The 14,535-nt window shown below is 38.0% G+C and carries 13 protein-coding genes and 4 tRNA genes; 4 read left to right on the top strand and 13 right to left on the bottom strand.

Annotated features, from left to right (window positions below; translation table 11 throughout):
* Window positions 1-44: 44 nt before the first annotated feature.
* From MKX14_RS01995 to MKX14_RS01970, 6 genes are all read right to left on the bottom strand, one after another.
* Window positions 45-118: transfer RNA gene (locus tag MKX14_RS01995), tRNA-Trp, on the bottom strand.
* A 65-nt stretch (window positions 119-183) separates the two neighbouring features.
* Window positions 184-268 (bottom strand) — tRNA-Leu (locus tag MKX14_RS01990).
* Window positions 269-295: 27 nt separating this feature from the next.
* Window positions 296-369 (bottom strand) — tRNA-Trp (locus MKX14_RS01985).
* A gap of 55 nt (window positions 370-424) precedes the next feature.
* A tRNA-Leu gene (locus tag MKX14_RS01980) sits at window positions 425-509 on the bottom strand.
* 92 nt (window positions 510-601) lie between these two features.
* Window positions 602-1,417, bottom strand: a complete 816-nt coding sequence (locus MKX14_RS01975; RefSeq protein WP_240281620.1) for a protein kinase domain-containing protein — start codon at window positions 1,415-1,417, stop codon at window positions 602-604.
* Window positions 1,404-2,912 (bottom strand): DUF3336 domain-containing protein, encoded by a 1,509-nt coding sequence (locus tag MKX14_RS01970; protein WP_240281619.1) that lies wholly within the window; start codon window positions 2,910-2,912, stop codon window positions 1,404-1,406. The genes MKX14_RS01975 and MKX14_RS01970 overlap by 14 nt, the downstream gene beginning before the upstream one ends.
* A gap of 177 nt (window positions 2,913-3,089) precedes the next feature.
* On the opposite strand from MKX14_RS01970, the gene MKX14_RS01965 reads away from it, so the two are divergent.
* Window positions 3,090-3,971, top strand: a complete 882-nt coding sequence (locus MKX14_RS01965) for an ATP-binding protein (protein ID WP_002115248.1) — start codon at window positions 3,090-3,092, stop codon at window positions 3,969-3,971.
* A gap of 102 nt (window positions 3,972-4,073) precedes the next feature.
* Window positions 4,074-5,177 (top strand): DUF6670 family protein, encoded by a 1,104-nt coding sequence (locus tag MKX14_RS01960; RefSeq protein ID WP_240281618.1) that lies wholly within the window; start codon window positions 4,074-4,076, stop codon window positions 5,175-5,177.
* 2 nt (window positions 5,178-5,179) lie between these two features.
* On the opposite strand, the gene tsaD is transcribed toward MKX14_RS01960, so the two are convergent.
* Window positions 5,180-6,190 carry a tRNA (adenosine(37)-N6)-threonylcarbamoyltransferase complex transferase subunit TsaD gene (gene tsaD, locus MKX14_RS01955; protein WP_002115326.1) on the bottom strand — a complete coding sequence of 337 codons (1,011 nt, stop codon included), beginning with the start codon at window positions 6,188-6,190 and terminating at the stop codon, window positions 5,180-5,182.
* 145 nt (window positions 6,191-6,335) lie between these two features.
* Between tsaD and rpsU the strand changes: the two genes are divergently transcribed.
* On the top strand, window positions 6,336-6,551 hold the full coding sequence (rpsU, locus tag MKX14_RS01950) for a 30S ribosomal protein S21 (RefSeq protein ID WP_001136722.1): 216 nt from the start codon (window positions 6,336-6,338) through the stop codon (window positions 6,549-6,551).
* A gap of 25 nt (window positions 6,552-6,576) precedes the next feature.
* Entirely contained in the window at window positions 6,577-7,023 is a 447-nt protein-coding gene (locus tag MKX14_RS01945) for a GatB/YqeY domain-containing protein (RefSeq protein ID WP_240281617.1), read from the top strand.
* Window positions 7,024-7,112: 89 nt separating this feature from the next.
* Here the strand turns inward: MKX14_RS01945 and MKX14_RS01940 are convergent, their stop codons facing one another.
* The 6 genes from MKX14_RS01940 to MKX14_RS01915 all read right to left on the bottom strand — a co-directional run bounded on the left by MKX14_RS01940 (window position 7,113) and on the right by MKX14_RS01915 (window position 14,531).
* Complete coding sequence (locus tag MKX14_RS01940; RefSeq protein ID WP_240281616.1) at window positions 7,113-8,540, bottom strand: M48 family metalloprotease; 1,428 nt, start codon at window positions 8,538-8,540, stop codon at window positions 7,113-7,115.
* A 143-nt stretch (window positions 8,541-8,683) separates the two neighbouring features.
* Window positions 8,684-9,649 carry a 2-hydroxyacid dehydrogenase gene (gene tkrA, locus MKX14_RS01935; RefSeq protein ID WP_075383631.1) on the bottom strand — a complete coding sequence of 322 codons (966 nt, stop codon included), beginning with the start codon at window positions 9,647-9,649 and terminating at the stop codon, window positions 8,684-8,686.
* Between the two features lie 11 nt (window positions 9,650-9,660).
* A complete protein-coding gene (locus MKX14_RS01930) occupies window positions 9,661-10,308 on the bottom strand; it encodes a hypothetical protein (RefSeq protein ID WP_032004646.1) in 648 nt (215 codons plus the stop codon).
* 100 nt (window positions 10,309-10,408) lie between these two features.
* Complete coding sequence (locus MKX14_RS01925) at window positions 10,409-12,298, bottom strand: M48 family metalloprotease (RefSeq protein ID WP_005068334.1); 1,890 nt, start codon at window positions 12,296-12,298, stop codon at window positions 10,409-10,411.
* Window positions 12,299-12,376: 78 nt separating this feature from the next.
* Complete coding sequence (gene purF, locus MKX14_RS01920) at window positions 12,377-13,918, bottom strand: amidophosphoribosyltransferase (protein WP_240281615.1); 1,542 nt, start codon at window positions 13,916-13,918, stop codon at window positions 12,377-12,379.
* Between the two features lie 25 nt (window positions 13,919-13,943).
* On the bottom strand, window positions 13,944-14,531 hold the full coding sequence (locus MKX14_RS01915) for a CvpA family protein (protein ID WP_002115251.1): 588 nt from the start codon (window positions 14,529-14,531) through the stop codon (window positions 13,944-13,946).
* Between the last annotated feature and the right edge of the window lie 4 nt (window positions 14,532-14,535).

Here is a 14,535-nt window from a genome sequence, read left to right as displayed (position 1 = left end):
AACTTTAGATAATAAAAAAACTCCTGATTAGGAGCCTTATTTTATGGCAGAGGATCAAGGACTCGAACCTTGACGAACGGTTTTGGAGACCGTCATGCTACCATTACACCAATCCTCTATATTTATGATTAAACACTCAAGATTTAATCACAAAAAAAGCAAGATCATAATCTTGCTCTTTTATGGTGGGGGCGAAGAGACTCGAACTCTTACACCTTGCGGCGCTGGAACCTAAATCCAGTGCGTCTACCAATTTCGCCACGCCCCCATCTGGGACATTTATTTAAAATAAATGTGGCAGAGGATCAAGGACTCGAACCTTGACGAACGGTTTTGGAGACCGTCATGCTACCATTACACCAATCCTCTTCCAAGATCTAGATGACCTAACATCTACATCAAACTTTAAGTTATTAACTTAAAGTGGTGGGGGCGAAGAGACTCGAACTCTTACACCTTGCGGCGCTGGAACCTAAATCCAGTGCGTCTACCAATTTCGCCACGCCCCCGATGGCTGTGTATATTAGCGATAAGATCTGACAGTGACAAGTGTTTTTTTTCTAAAAAAAACTAACCGTGTAAATTGTATACAGATACTAGATCAATGATTTTTATCAATTTGAATCTGTTTTAAGCAATTTATTGCTTCATCAGCATTTGAAAACCGATTTTGCTGCTGTTTTTGTAATAAACCTACAAGTAAGGGTAAAAAAATCAAAAACTGCGTGGGTAATTGAATGGTTAAATTTTGACAGTGTAAGACTGCCCAATCACGATAACTACTTGCTTCTAAGCGAGTTTGAGTCAACCATTCATATAGAACGATGCCAAAAGCATATAAATCACTTTGTATTCCCTTATGCCCTCCTCTAAATAGCTCAGGAGCCATATAACGAGGTGTTGCATCCATGACTGTATCGCAACTTGAGATCGGTCTCGTTTTCTCAAAATCAATTAAACAAGGCTTTTGCTGAAACTTTCTAAAATGCTCTGCCTTAACGTCTCCATGAATCCAGCCAAGTTCATGAAGTTCTGCAAGCTTATTTATTGCTAACCAAATCTTACGATATACATCAGTTAAACCACTTTCATGAACCAATGAACCGAACCACACGTCACTATTAGGTAAAATTAAAACCTTACCCAAAGAATGATCTAGCTGAGGAATTAAACTGCCCTCAATCAATTTATAAGGTAAAAGCCATGCAGGTTTTTTAAAGTGAATTTCTTCGTAAAATAATTGCTCATGCATGAAATCTTGCTCACTTTGAGCATGGGTTTCAGGCAAATGATATTTTAACCAGTAATTTTCGGTATCTATGGTACATGTCCATAAACACCGCCCTAACGCTGCACTTGTTGGCTTTGTTACACATGTTAAGTTTTCTATATGCGAAGCAAAATCATGCTTCAGCATAGTAAGACTCAGGCTGTTGTTTCTTTTCTTCAAAGCGCAAAACTTCTAAACAATGCTGAATCGTCTTACCAATACGAGCATGGGTTTCAATTGAAGAAATTTTTGGCCAAGTTGCATGTTCCCCTTCTCTTTGCAAACGTTTAAACAGATGCGGACGCGGGTTTTGCAAAGTATAGGTATAGTGACTTAGGCTATATTTAGCAATGATATTTACATCACCATAATAACGCTGTCCCATTACGCCATATCCATGATCCAACAATCTTCTGACGGGAGAAATAGAACCAAGTCGTTGACGCGTAAAATCCATGATACCCATTGATAGTACTTTACCTTGGCGTCTTAGAATCCTTTCAGGCCAGCTTAAAACGTCTTTACGGAAGCGATCCGCATCATTTTGCATAAATGGAACAATATGTGGGTTAACCTGACTCGCAATGGTGTAGTTTAAATTATAAAGCCGCGCCATTCTTTCTTGCGGGAAATCACTTCTTACACTTCCATCTACCCACTTTGTATTTGCCATATAAGGTGTATGTTCACCGTCATAACGTTTACTGGTTAAACGCACCGGTGGGAATAAAATTGGCACAGCACATGAAGCCAATACAGCACTCCACACCAAAACATTCGGTGTCATAATGGCGTTCATAATTCTTGGGTTTTCTGTTGCATCATACGGCGCTACAGCCACATTAATATTTAAACCTGATTTTTTAAAAGCCTCTTCAAACGTAAGATCGCCTAAATTCTCAATGAGGAATTTTTTCAAATACTGAACATCGGCAATTCCACCATTGCCTTTAATGAGTTCACGGAATTTCCTAAAATGAAAAGCATCACTAAAAAATTGCTCACCATTTAATAAGTTTTGGATATCTTCACTAGCAGAGGTTCCAAGCATACCTGTCATAATTGCCCCTGCACTTGAGCCAGAGAGCACTTTAGGCATTAAGTCTTGTTCAATTAAAGCCTTACATACTCCCGTATGAAAAAGTCCTAAAGTTGCGCCGCCCGAAAACATAAGTGCAGGTTGTCCATACGCCTTTTCACAGTTTTCAAAAAACTCTATTTTTTCTTTTCTTTGAAACGTAATACATTCACTTGAAGCGATATAAGCCAAGCTTTGGCTAACTTCTTCAATATAGTCTTCAATTAACTTTTTTGTACCGACATGTGTTGCAGCAAAAAGCATTGGATGACCAATATTTGCAATATCGTAGGTTAGACCCTCTTTAAGTAAATAGATGAGGTCTAATGTGCGATGTTGCTGACGATATCTTTTGAGCAAAGTGTATCGATAAGAAATGAGTTCGGCATCGAAGTAAGGTGAACTATTATCAAACTTCCACTCTTGCACACCTGTTTCTTCATCTAGTTTTAATGCAAAAGACTTCCATTCCTCATAAGATTCAGCCATGTCTAATTGACGTTGTAATTTTTTGATACGGTAAGCCTGATGTGGATTCATATCACTTCGTATTTTTTCAAACATATTTCGTCCTCATCTTCACAGATGATTTTACTGAATAGACATCACAACACTATGCTCGGTCTGAACATTTCAATCAATTGCAAAACCGATAAAGTGTATAGGCAATAAGTTTTTTGTCAGCCTATTAATTTCGGTGTTAGTATCCTATCAAACACTGTTTAACATGATTGACTTACCATGGCTACCATTGATTTACCGGACAATTTAGTTCAAACATTATCACTTGTATTAAATCAGTTACAGCAAGTCTTGCCTGAGCCTCGACAAGAAACAGATTTTACTGCACCTGCTTTTAGATGGGAAAATCAGCAACTTAATGCCATCTATAAGCCAAAAAATATTTATCTTGATGACTTAAAAGGCATTGAGCGTCAAAAAGAAAAAATTATTCAAAATACTTTGCAATTTTTAAATGGCCTACCAGCAAATGATGTGCTGTTAACAGGCTCGCGTGGTACAGGAAAATCATCTATTGTTCGTGCTTTACTCACTGAGTATGCCCCTCAGGGATTACGTTTAATTGAAATTGAACGTGATGATTTATCAGACTTACCTAAAATTCAAAAACTCATTCAAAATCGTCCTGAAAAATACATCGTCTATTGTGATGACTTGGCTTTTAATGCCGAAGATGAAAATTACCGTAGTTTAAAAAGTGTATTGGATGGTTCATTACAATCAGGTTCAAGCAATTTCATTATTTATGCAACAAGTAACCGTCGCCACCTGTTACCAGAATTCATGCATGAAAATACACCTGTAACTAAGGTGGACGTTCCCCAATATACTGAACTACATCCACAAGAAGCGATTGAAGAAAAGATCTCTTTGTCAGATCGGTTTGGTTTATGGTTATCTTTTTATCCAATGGATCAAAATCTATATTTGGAAATCGTTGAGCATTATCTTGATAAAGCAAACATGCCTTTCAATGATGAGGTTCGTGCTGAAAGTTTACGTTGGTGTCAGATGCGGGGTCAGCGCTCTGGTCGAGCTGCTTATCAGTTTTCTAAGCATTGGATTGGTTTAAACGCATTAAAAGATTTGTCTAACAATTAAATAAAATGTCCCGCAAAGCCTTAGCTTTGGCCTATAAACCGCTTAGCTTTGGCAGTTGTTTTTCATAACCTAAAACAAAGATGCCCTTCTTTAGGTTTATATATGAAAAAGCAATTGCCAAAAATTTCTACAACAAGTAAAGCGCTTGGTAAAAGTTTATTACTTGCACAAGGTGTTTTAGACAAAGCAAAAAAATATTCAACTCTTCCTTTTACTCAAGCCCATATCATCCGTCCACGAGTTGACGAAAAATATTATAGCTGGACACATTACGGTATCTTTTTCCCACTTTTACCAGAGCAGCATCATTACTTAAATATTATGATTTTAATCGGTACACCAGGTGCACTTGCTTTTGACCATGATGACATCATCACTGGAAATCCTAGAAAAACAGCTACATTCTTTTCAAGCACAGCTGCTCTGGAACAAGCTTTATTGAAGGCCTATGTCATTCCCGAAGATACAAAAATTAATAAAGATGGGAGCTTAATAGAACTAGGTCAAGAAATTTCAATTCAAGGTAAATTCCCTCAAATTCACATTAATGGTCATTATGATGGATTTGATTTCGACTTTGATATCAATATTACTTCACATGTTTCATGGTTTATAAAAACACCAATCTATGATCACTTTAGTTTATTGGCAAAGTTTAAAGGTTTTTTAAACTATCAAGCAGAACGCATTGAAAGCCAAGGACTTTGCACTTACGAATATGCTCGAGCAGTTGGTCCTCACTCCATTACAAACAAACTTATTCCTGATGCATATAAACTGCCACTTGATTTTTTCACTTATCAAATCATCAATTTAAACGAAACCACCCAACTTCTTCTTACCAAAGCCGATATTGCAGGACAAACAGCTGCATACACCCTACATATTAGACATCTGGACCAGCCAGCTGAAATTTATACAGATGTAAGCTTTGATATTATTTCACATCAAGTTGATGACTTTGTTTCACCTAGTGGGCAAAAAATGCGACTTCCAAAATATTTTTCTTGGATCGCTAGAAATGAGGCAAAGCAAATTATCTTAAACATTCAGGCAGAAATTGACTGCCCATTCCGCTATGGTCATGGGCGAGGTTATGCGAGTAGCTATATATTTACAGGTCATTATTTTGGTAATGAAGTTCAAGGCCGTGGTTACATCGAATATATTGATATCGAAAACCAACAGGCTTTTGAAGATGAATAATTTTACTCAGGAATAGTGAGTTCAGTCATTGGCCATCTTGGTGTGGTCGTTACCGCCAACCCATCATGCTGACCTGCTTTTAAACGTTGATAACCAGCAAAAGCAATCATTGCCCCATTATCAGTACATAAAGCAGGCTCGGCATAATAAACTTGCGCTTTAATTTTCGCCAAAGAGGTTTCTAATTGCTCGCGTAGTCTTAAATTTGCGCTAACTCCACCTGCAATCACTAAACGTTTAAGTCCAGTTTGCTTTAAAGCTTTTACTGATTTTTTTACCAAAGTATCTACAATTGCTTCTTGGAATGAAGCAGCAATATCAGCGTCACGGTTTTCACCATTCAATTTTTTCAATTGAACAGAAACTGCTGTTTTTAAACCACTAAAAGAAAAATCTAAGCCCTGATGAAGCATAGGTCTTGGAAACTCAAAAGCTAATGGATCACCAGATAATGCAAGTTTTGCGATATTTGGCCCACCTGGATATGGCAAGCTCATCATTTTTGCAACTTTATCAAAAGCTTCGCCCGCAGCATCATCAATAGACTCACCCAATAGCTCATATTGACCAATAGCGTGGGCTGCCATCAATTGTGTATGCCCACCTGAAACTAACAATGCGACAAACGGAAATTCAGGTGGTTGACTTGAAAGTAATGGGGCCAGCATGTGACCTTCCATATGATGAACACCAATTGCAGGCTTATTTAAAGAAAAAGCTAAAGTTCGTCCAAATAAGGCGCCTGTCATTAATGCTCCCATTAAGCCAGGACCACGCGTATAAGCAACCGCATCAATCTCTTGTTTTTTTACACCACTTTGTTCAAGCAATTGATTCATTAAAGGAATTAATTTACGAACATGGTCACGAGAAGCAAGTTCAGGTACTACGCCACCATATTCGGCATGAAGTTTAATCTGGCTATAAAGAACCTGTCCCCGTAAGCCGAGTTCGCTATCATAAAGTGCCAACCCTGTTTCATCACAAGAAGTTTCCAAGCCTAAAACAATCATCAAAACTGCCTTTTATATGAGTCAAAATATTGCAATCGCTATTATAGACTTGTGATATGAGTTGTAAATGAGTAAAATACTGACCTTCACTTGTGATCCGGCGCAATGGTGTGCCTGATCTTATCCATAATCTAGAGGATTTTACATGCCACAAGTTAAGTTGAAAGAAGGCGAACCAGTTGACGTAGCTATCCGTCGTTTCAAACGTTCATGCGAAAAAGCTGGTGTTTTAGCTGACGTTCGTAAACGCGAATTCTACGAAAAACCAACTCAAGAACGTAAGCGCAAAAAAGCTGCAGCAGTTAAACGCTACCAAAAGAAATTGGCTCGCGAATCTGTACGTACTACTCGCCTTTACTAATTAATTTGTGATTGACTGCTGAATTATGACTACTTTAAAAAACCAAATTACTGATGCATTAAAAACTTCTATGCGTGCCAAAGATATGGCAACAGTGACGGTTTTGCGTAGTCTACAAGCGGCAATTAAGCAAATCGAAGTCGATGAGCGCAAAGAGCTTGACGACGCTCAGGTTCTTGCGGTCATTGAAAAGCAAATTAAACAACGTAAAGAATCGATCAAAGCCTTTGAAGGTGCTGGTCGTAATGATTTAGCTAGTAAAGAACAAGCCGAAGCTGAGATTATCTCTCAGTTTCTACCAGAAGCTATGACTGAGGAAGAGCTTGATTCTATCATTGAGCAAACGATTGCTGCTCAAGAAGCAACTAGCATGAAAGATATGGGTAAGGTGATGAATTCTCTACGTCCGATCATAGCCGGGCGTGCCGATTCTGCTCAAGTTTCAGCAAAAATTAAAGCTAAGTTAGCTTAATTCCCCTTTTTAAATTTTATATTTCTTCCAATCAAGCTTCTTTAGTTTGTATATATTTGCACATCTGCAAATTAAGTAAGATATAACTTTTAAATCTTCATTCGTCGCTCATCTTGCATTTGTTTCAAACGACTGTCTATTCTTGCCGACATTGCTTGATTATCTTTTGCCAATCGCTGAGCATGCAACATTGATTTAATTGCATTTTCCTCACTACCTGACCAATATTCTGCTTCAGCCCGATAGCGTAGAACATTAACCGCTCTTAAAGGTCCATTCTTATCCAAATTCGCAGCTTGCTGTAAAAATTGCCAACCTTGTATATCTCTTGGATTCTTATTAATAAATCTTTGAACCAAAGTTTGAACTTGCGCAAACTTACCTTGGCGTAGCAGCACCTCAGCCAACTTATAACTAAAAGCTTTATTTTCAGGCATCGTCATTTGTGTAGAAGCAATTGTTGTATAAGCTTGATCTAACTTGTTTTGGCCAAGATAAATATCTGTCTGCAATAATGTGACAAGAGGCTTTCCACTAGATTTCGCTTGATCTAGAGTAGACTGCGCTTGTACATAATCACCTTGTCTTGTGTAAAATGCTGCTAAAGCAATCAAACCAGCAATATTTTTTTGGGATGCTAAACTTTGTAGTTGGTTTTCAGTTGCTTGATTGGCAACTACCATGGTGTACCATTTTAAAATCTCAAAATCTGCATCATATATACGATTTTTAACTCTAGGTAGCTGGTTTGCACGGAGCCTAGCTTCACTCATACGCTCAGTCGTCAATGGATGAGTCAACCAGAAATCCGGTAAAAAACTTACTCGACTTGTAGCTCTATGCATTGTTTCAAAGTAATCAGCCATACTTTGAGGGTTATAACCCGCTGCATACATATATTGCATACCAATACGGTCTGCTTCACGCTCTTGATTTCGACTATATGTTAATTGCTTATCCATGAGCGCAGCTTGGGTACCAAGCATCACTGCTGCACCCGCATCACCACCACCCTGCGCAGCTATAGCCACCCCTGCTAAAAGCCCCGCTAAACTTAACAAGGTTTGACCTTTAAAGGCTTCTTCAGAGCGACTAAAATGTCTTTGCGATACATGGGCAATTTCATGCGCCATAACCCCAGCAATTTCATCAATATTTCGTGCTGAGGCAATAAGCCCTGTATTGAGTGCAAATAAGCCACCTGGAACAGCAAAAGCATTAATTTGTGGGTCTTTAATCACGACTAGACCAATCGGCTGCCCAAGCTGAGTTTCACTTAAAATACTCGAAAATACCTGAAAAAATTGATCTTCTAACCAAACATCCTGAATAACAGGCATTTGTTTGTGTACTTCACGAAAAACTTTTTCGCCAATAAATTTTTCTTTTTGTTGATCAAGCAAACCAATCCCACTTCCAATATTTGGAATTTCTACTTGATTTGCAGAAGGCTGAGGATCGAAAGGCTGTGCGTACGAAGCATTTGTTATAAAAGCCGTACTTAAAATAATTGGCAAAAATCTCAAAAGTTTTTCTCTAGTAAAATTAAACCATCAAAAAAAGTCTACTGATATAAAACATAAAAAATTATGTTCAATCAATAGACTTTTAATATATCACTCGAGATCGCTTAGTTTTGCAATGAAGTGTTATTAATCATTTATGCAAAGTTTGGGTTTACCAAATATCTAGGAGTTTTATCCTCTAAAGCTTCAACCAGATTTTTATAAGCAAGATTTGCCATTTTTTTACGGGTCTCTGCAGTCGCAGATCCTACATGAGGCAAAGTAACAACATTTGGCAGTTTAAAAAGCTCTGAATCTTGTAATGGTTCTTTTTCGTATACATCTAAACCAGCTCCAAAGATTTCTCCGCTTTGTAAGGCTTCAATCAAAGCTTGCTCATCAACTACTGAACCACGCGCAATATTTATAAAAATAGCGTGCTTTTGCATAAGCTCAAATTGAGCTTTCCCCATCAAAGCTTTCGATTCATTATTTAAATCAACTGCGGTTACTACAAAATCAGACTGTTGCAATAACTCATCTAAACCAAGATATTGTGCTTTTAAAGGCTCTGCCAATTCAGGCTTTTCACGGCGGTTATGGTAAACAATATTCATGTTAAATCCATAAAAACCACGTCGTGCAATTGCAGCACCAATATTACCAAGTCCAATAATTCCTAGCGTCTTTCCAAAAACATCTAAACCAAACTGCTGAAGCCCAACAGTTCTTTTCCATTCACCTTGTTTCGTCCAATGATCAAGAAAAGGAACTTTTCTAGCAGCGCTTAGTAATAATGTAAAAGCAAGATCAGCCGTTGTTTCAGTTAAAACATGAGGTGTATTTGATAACCAGATTTTTCTTTGGTTTAGATAAGCCACATCATAATTATCATAACCAACTGTTACAGATGAAATAATTTTGAGTTTTTGAGCAGGCGCAAGATTACTTTCATTAAGAAGTCGACCAGCACCAATCATTCCATCAGCATCTACAACTTGTTGGCGTATTTGCTCATTAATATCACCCAGTTTTGGATTAAGAACTACAACATGATAATCCTGTTGTAATCGAGACAAAATTTCTTCATCAATTTGGCTAAAAACTACAACTTTTTTCATGTAAATCCCTACTACTCGTTGTTATCTTGCATTAATTGCCATAACCTTTTTTTAAGGAGTGGTTTCTCCAACATTTCTTTTAAACTCGCCAAATGAATAATATTGGCATGTTGAATATAAGAACATTCCCCAAGACACAAGATTTTCTTGTCTGCTGCGACAGCATCTAAAAAGCCTTGAATATATGAACCTGCACCACGTTGGTCTTGATAGTTAGCTAAAGGGAACGGCCATTTTAGTTCAGCATATTGCCCTATTTTTGCTTTTTGAATGTTATTCCAAAGCTGCTTTTCTTCTTCACTTAAATTGGTAACATCTAAAAAAATAACGCATTTTTCAAGTGCAAAAGCCTGCAACTCAAATGAAGCAATCGTAACCACTGGAGCTTGTACTTCAGTACGAGGCGACACAACAGGCGGAACTGCTACTGGAAGTGGTACCGCAATTTCAGATTCAACTTTTGGAACTTCATTAACTTGCGGTTTTGTCGGCTGCTCAAGAACTGGATTGTTCTTAGAAGGTAATATAATTGGCTCACCTTCTGGAGCAGCTTGATCTCGCCAGAGACTTTGAGCATTATTTTTTTGGCACACCTGTGTCTTAGGAATCCATACATCAATTCCTAAAGTTGCCAATATATTTCTTTGCTGCCCAATCATCTGTAAATCAATACCTCTACTCTATCTACATTCTAACGGGCTTCAGTTTTTTTTTCAGTGTTTTATTTCATTCAGATGTTTTTATAATCGTAGATGTCTTTTAAATAATCATCACACTATTTCTCTTTTGCATTTGATCCACAATTTCTTCTGTCTCAAAGCCAAAACGCCAATAAAGCAATTCAAGCACATCCAGCTCATCTTGCGTGATAATACGGTCGCTCCACAAACACATCTCTGCAATAGCTAGAATACTTAGACGGTCACGTAATAATAAACCAGCAATATCATTTAAAATTTCAGCTAGATCTAATGGCTCATCTGAAATTTCATCATAGATATACATTTCATCGGGATTGAGCAGCGAACGTAAAATACGCTCACGTACTTCTAATTGATTTGGGCTATTAATTTGCTGAACATGAAGTAAAGCATCAATCAAACGAACAATTTGAGGCTTCACTTCTTCAAATGCAGTCGGTAGATGCAACGGCATCAAGTTCAACTCATGTTTAACACGCTCCAGTAAAAGTGCATCTAATAACCCAATCTCACCATCTTCTTGGATAATGAGGGCCAACTTAGTAAGAAATTGCCGCGCAATACTTGCGGGTATATGCCCAATATTTTTACAAGCATCATGAAATATCTGAATATGGATACGCCCATCCAAATTCAATAATGCATCGATAATGGCATGACTCACAGGTGCATCTTTTGGAATGAATTCCCGATATTGACGAATCATCAAAATAGCAACCATCACTTCACGTGAACCAGTCGCAGTTTGTAATGCTCGCTGAATTAATTCAGGACGCTTTTTATTCCGGCGTACATCACTACTCAGGGGCTTAATGGCATCATTTAATGCAAAACTAATTGGTGACAACCTTAATAAAGGTAGAGGCTGTGGAGATGACCACGGAATATAAATTTCTTTCTCAGATTCTTCCAAGAAATGAAATAAGCTAAACAACGGACGGTTTCGAAGCTTCTTTAAATTTTCTAATTGTAAATCTTGTAGCAAAGTGGGATTTAGCTCATAAATACGTTCACGAATACTCGGGTGAATATTCATCCAGCTCTGCGGGCTTAGTGAGTTAGCAAAACACATATGTGCGATTGATTCGGAATAAGCACTATGAATTTGCGAACCAGAGTGGTGAACATAAATACGCAACAAGGTTTGTGTATTAGCATTATTTTTTAATAGTCGTACTGTTTTTTGGTCATTACGAAAGGTACGCCCACTCAAAGTCAAATATTTAATAAAACGAGTAATCAGTACACCTAGACTTCCAGCCAACCAAATGACTCCACCCACTGCAACAAAAACTGTTTCAAATTTATGTTTATAGCCAGGGCTATAGCGCTTAAAACCCTGCTTGGCTAATTTACTGCCCCACTGACTAAAAGTTGTTAAGCCGCTATATAAAATCTTTAATTTAGTATTCTCAACAGCCTCACCTGATAAAATCTGATTAAACTCATGGCCCAATAAACCATATAACTCAAGCTTATCCAGATTCTGTAAAGCACCCCATGTCAGAATAATTACAATATCTTTGGGATGAAAACCTGCCGTAAGTGCATTTACACCAACTTCATCAGGTAATACATATACTGTTGGAACTTTAAGTGAAAAATTTTGGGCTAAGTGTTCTGTAATTTTTAATGCCGCGAGTTCTTCGGGAGTACTCTCCTCTTTCACCAAACGACGTGCTTTAAGTTGTTTTGCTAAAGAGTGCCCACCTTTACGCAGGATATAAAGTTCGGTAACTACCGACCAAACCATAATAAAAAGTAATAGTGCAACGAAGTAAGGACTTAAGGTATGCCACCAAATTGGCTGGCTATAATCAAAAAAATGAACGAGTAAACCTAAAATTAAATTTAAGATAAAAATAGTAAGCAGCACAGCAACCAAACACATAGTGATGGACCATGCCATATTTTTATTTTCGATGAGATAGTGGCTTACTTCTTTCAATGTAAATATTCCCAATTACATTGTTAGGTTTCATCATAAAAGAAAAAAGCGGGAAATACCCGCTTTTTTCGGCTATTTCTATTCTTCTTTGATGCCTGTTAAATCTACAGAAGCAGCATCGACATTAACGTCAATATAACCATCTTTTTTCTTCTTAGCAGAATCATTACGTTTCTGCTCCAAATTATTTAGATAGTTAACATCAATATCACCTGTTACATAGATTCCATCAAATACTGAGCAATCGAACTCAGTTAAGTCAGGCACTTTGCTGGTACGTACAGCATTTTTCAAGTCTTCCAAATCTTGGAAAACCAAACGATCAGCACCAATAATTTCTTGGATCTCTTCAACGCTGCGTTCTGAAGCAATAAGCTCAGCTTTAGCAGGCATATCAATACCGTAAACGTTTGGATACATTACTTTTGGCGCTGCTGACGCAAAGTATACTTTTTTTGCACCAGAATCACGTGCCATCTGAATAATCTCATTACACGTTGTACCACGTACAATAGAGTCATCCACCAATAGAACGTTCTTACCTTTGAATTCTAACTCAACAGGGTTTAATTTCTGACGTACAGATTTTTTACGTTGCTGTTGACCCGGCATAATAAAGGTACGACCGATATAACGGTTTTTCATAAAACCTTCACGGAACTTCACACCTAGAATATTTGCAAGTTCTAAAGCTGAAGTACGGCTCGTATCTGGAATTGGAATCACCACATCAATATCGTGGTCCTCGCCCCAGTCACGTAAAATTTTATGAGCAAGCTTTTCACCCATTTTTAAACGTGCTTTATAAACCGAAATTCCGTCAATAATCGCATCAGGACGAGCAAAATAAACATATTCAAAAATACATGGACGGTATTTCGGATTAGCAGCACATTGTTTAGAGAACAACTCGCCATTTGCATTAATGAAAATTGCTTCACCCGGTTCAATATCACGCTCAATTTTGAAACCAAGAGCAGTAATAGCAACCGATTCAGAAGCAATAATGTATTCCATCTCACCTTGTTCAGTTACACGCGAACCGTAAATAAGTGGGCGAATACCATTCGGATCACGGAAGCCAACCAAACCATGACCAGTAATCATTGCTACTACACCATACGCACCTTGGCAACGCTCATGCACACGAGAAACCGTGCGAAAAATATCATCAGGGGTAGGATTTAAAGTGCCTTTTTTCTGTAATTCATGCGCGAATACGTTTAAAAGAACTTCTGAGTCAGAATCAGTATTCATATGACGTAAATCTGTTTTAAACAGGTCATCATGAATTTCTTCTGCATTGGTCAAGTTACCATTATGTGCAAGCGTAATACCGTAAGGTGAGTTTACATAAAATGGTTGTGCTTCAGCACTGCTCGCAGAACCAGCAGTTGGGTAACGTACATGGCCAATACCATAATTACCAAGTAATGCTCTCATATGACGAGTATGAAAGACATCACGCACCATACCGTTATCCTTACGAAGGAAAAGACGGCCTTCATGGCAGGTTACTATTCCAGCTGCATCTTGCCCACGATGTTGCAACATCGTTAAAGCATCAAACAACATTTGGTTCACTGGCGATTTACCGGCTATACCAACAACTCCACACATAGCAACCTCGCAGACAAGCTAGGAATTAATAAAAAGGATTCTTTGTCGAATGGTCGGATCGGTTTTCTAAATCTTCCGATTCGTCCATTGGTTTTGAAGGAGTGCCTGATGCACTACCTCCAGATGTTATTTGATGAAATGCCTCACTTGCTGCATCTTTAGACAACTCTGTAGCTAGAGGTGCATAAGGCAATAAAAACTGTATAAATTTGGACTGCTTCCAGTGTGGTGAGCTTTCAACCCAAGGCCCTACGCCCTGCATTGTAATCAGCACTACCAGCAAACCCTTTAAAGAACCAAAAGCACCACCTGCTAAACGATTTAATGGCCCCAATTTCAGACTTTTCAAGAGGCCATTTAAAAATGCAGAGACGATCCATGTTAAAACAATGATCAAAAGTGCTATAAATGCAAAAGCTGCAATTTTTTGAACAACTGGATCATGACTTAAACCCGACATAGACGGCGCAAGAAGGACAGCATATTTTGCACCCATAATTAATGCAATGACCCATCCTACCAAGTTCGCAAAGGCTTTAATAAATCCTTGTCGCAAACCGTTTAGCCCCCCAATGAGCAAAAGTATCAGAATAATGATATCAATTGTGTTCATATTC

Origin of the sequence: Acinetobacter pittii (assembly GCF_022449185.1) — a bacterium.
GTDB lineage: Bacteria > Pseudomonadota > Gammaproteobacteria > Pseudomonadales > Moraxellaceae > Acinetobacter > Acinetobacter pittii_I.
This window is presented reverse-complemented; position numbering and strand designations above follow the sequence as displayed.

What these genes read in the sequence shown, in the direction of transcription:
- MKX14_RS01975 (WP_240281620.1), bottom strand. Translation starts at nt 1,417, where the DNA reads ATGCTGAAGCATGATTTTGCTTCGCATATAGAAAACTTAACATGTGTA.
- MKX14_RS01970 (WP_240281619.1), bottom strand. Translation starts at nt 2,912, where the DNA reads ATGTTTGAAAAAATACGAAGTGATATGAATCCACATCAGGCTTACCGT.
- MKX14_RS01965 (WP_002115248.1), top strand. Translation starts at nt 3,090, where the DNA reads ATGGCTACCATTGATTTACCGGACAATTTAGTTCAAACATTATCACTT.
- MKX14_RS01960 (WP_240281618.1), top strand. Translation starts at nt 4,074, where the DNA reads ATGAAAAAGCAATTGCCAAAAATTTCTACAACAAGTAAAGCGCTTGGT.
- tsaD (WP_002115326.1), bottom strand. Translation starts at nt 6,190, where the DNA reads ATGATTGTTTTAGGCTTGGAAACTTCTTGTGATGAAACAGGGTTGGCA.
- rpsU (WP_001136722.1), top strand. Translation starts at nt 6,336, where the DNA reads ATGCCACAAGTTAAGTTGAAAGAAGGCGAACCAGTTGACGTAGCTATC.
- MKX14_RS01945 (WP_240281617.1), top strand. Translation starts at nt 6,577, where the DNA reads ATGACTACTTTAAAAAACCAAATTACTGATGCATTAAAAACTTCTATG.
- tkrA (WP_075383631.1), bottom strand. Translation starts at nt 9,649, where the DNA reads ATGAAAAAAGTTGTAGTTTTTAGCCAAATTGATGAAGAAATTTTGTCT.
- MKX14_RS01930 (WP_032004646.1), bottom strand. Translation starts at nt 10,308, where the DNA reads ATGATTGGGCAGCAAAGAAATATATTGGCAACTTTAGGAATTGATGTA.
- purF (WP_240281615.1), bottom strand. Translation starts at nt 13,918, where the DNA reads ATGTGTGGAGTTGTTGGTATAGCCGGTAAATCGCCAGTGAACCAAATG.
- MKX14_RS01915 (WP_002115251.1), bottom strand. Translation starts at nt 14,531, where the DNA reads ATGAACACAATTGATATCATTATTCTGATACTTTTGCTCATTGGGGGG.